The organism is Endozoicomonas atrinae (assembly GCF_001647025.1).
Lineage (GTDB): Bacteria > Pseudomonadota > Gammaproteobacteria > Pseudomonadales > Endozoicomonadaceae > Endozoicomonas > Endozoicomonas atrinae.
The window spans coordinates 1-2,009 of record NZ_LUKQ02000488.1 but is presented as its reverse complement, the minus strand read 5'-3'; the positions used below and the strand labels follow the sequence as shown (position 1 = coordinate 2,009).

Below are 2,009 nucleotides of genomic sequence, written 5' to 3'. Positions count from 1 at the left end.
GCGTCATTCGTAAGGCGATCAAGAACCGGAAGATTTTTCGGACTGATGAGTCAGTCATGAAGGTAATCTATCTGGCCATGGAAAAAGCTTCCGAGAAATGGACCATGCCGATCAGGAACTGGAAAGCAGCCATGAACCGGTTTGAAATTATGTTTCCTGACCGGTTCAAGGAGTAATAGTTTTGGTGGCGTTTACACAGAATTATTTACAGGCTCGACAGTGATCCAGGCTCTGTAATTATGAAAAAACCTTGTCGTCTATACCGGGATTGCGAAGCAATTTGTCCTTAATAAATAGTCACATTGGCGGATAAAGAGAATATCAACCTTCTGCCAATGTGGACTCTGTACTATGAAAAGACTGCTGCTCACCCTCCCCCTGATTATCCTTACCGCCGGTTGTAGTTCACTGACAGAATCTGGCAGTTCACCCGGTCAGCAAGTTGCCCTGCGCAGTACTCCTGAGGGCATCACGGTTTATGAGCAAACAGTGTCAGGACAGAAGAAACTGGGAGTAACACCAGCCAATGTTATGCTCACTCCTGCAGCTGGAAAAATTTTCATTTTTAAAAAAGAGGGATATTTCCCCCAGATGGCGACCCTGAAAGCCAATGGTAACCCAGAGCGGGGAGAGTATCAGTTTTTGAATAATGAAGTGCATGTCACCATGCAGCCTGCTCGCTAAACCACTTTTATATACACGCCACCTTCCAAACTGCCACGTTATTGGCTTAGTTCGTTCCCCCCAGCCACTGAGTAATACTGAGTGTCTGGGGCTTCGCTTTAAGCCACCTGATATCAGCCCCCTTCGCAAATACACGACTACCACCAATCACCTCACAAGCGTACAATAATTTCCTTCTCAAATTTGTACCACTGAGCTATCTGGTCCCATGCTCCCCAAAGTCGATAAACGACGGCGGTAAAATCCACGGGCGGTAGCGTACCTGCTGATACAACATGGAACTGTAGCCGTGCTTCTGGACAACAAACAGAATGGCAAGGTGGGTGAAGAGCTTCGCCGACACCTTGGCAAAGGATCAACACTGTCGGTACTCTCTGGCTTATTCTCCATCTATGGTTTTGACTGGCTGAAGAAAGAATTATCTTCCGTCGATGAAATACGCCTGTTGTTGTCCAGGTCGCTGAAAACCGAAATAGCCCACGATACGCCTTTTGCCGAGTTAACCGGTGACCGCTTTGAGCACCGCCTCAGGAACCAGCTCAACCAGATGCAGATTGCCAAAGAGTGCGCTCAATGGATCGAGCGAAAGGTCGAGGTGCGCTCCACCAGCATGGCCAACCAGAACCTTTTTCATATCAGCAAAGCAGACAATAACGACACCGCTATCCAGGGCAGTTCACATTTCACCAGTACGGGTTTGGGCTTCAGTGAGTCTGATCAGTTTGATATGAATATGTGCCTTACCGATAGCACGGCTACGCAAGGGATGCTGGAGTGGTTTAGTGCCATCTGGGATAGCCCGTCAGCCAGCGATGCCAAACAGCTACTACTGGATCAGCTCAACCAGCTGACACAGGATCAATCGCCCCAGTTCATCTACTTTCTGACCCTTTATCATCTGTTCAAAGACTTTCTGGAAGAGATCGACGAAGACAGCATCATCAAAAGCAAAACCGGTTTTAAAGATACCCTGGTCTGGAAGAAACTCTACAAATTCCAGAAAGACGGTGTGTTGGGCGCCATCGACAAACTGGAACGCTACAACGGCTGCATCATTGCCGACAGCGTCGGTCTGGGCAAAACCTTCTCTGCCCTCGCCGTCATTAAGTATTATGAACTGCGTAACGACCGGGTACTGGTACTTGCCCCCAAAAAGCTCAGGGAAAACTGGACCGTTTATACGGTGAATGACAAACGCAATTTATTATCGGCAGATCGCTTCAACTACGACGTACTCAACCACACCGACCTGACACGCACCACCGGCAAATCCGGTGAGATCAATCTGGAAACCATCAACTGGGGCAACTATGACCTGATCGTGG

At 48.4% G+C, this 2,009-nt stretch carries 2 protein-coding genes and 1 pseudogene; all 3 read left to right on the top strand.

All coding sequences use genetic code 11. The annotated features are described in order from the left end of the window. Positions 1 to 176 (top strand): annotated as a pseudogene (locus AK963_RS36165) (IS256 family transposase); the annotation flags it as partial. 175 nt (positions 177 to 351) lie between these two features. Beyond that, on the top strand, positions 352 to 684 hold the full coding sequence (locus AK963_RS28280) for a hypothetical protein (protein ID WP_066018558.1): 333 nt from the start codon (positions 352 to 354) through the stop codon (positions 682 to 684). Positions 685 to 973: 289 nt separating this feature from the next. After that, positions 974 to 2,009, top strand: a 1,036-nt coding sequence (locus AK963_RS28275) for an SNF2-related protein (protein WP_238593880.1), incomplete at its 3' end; no start/stop codon positions are given.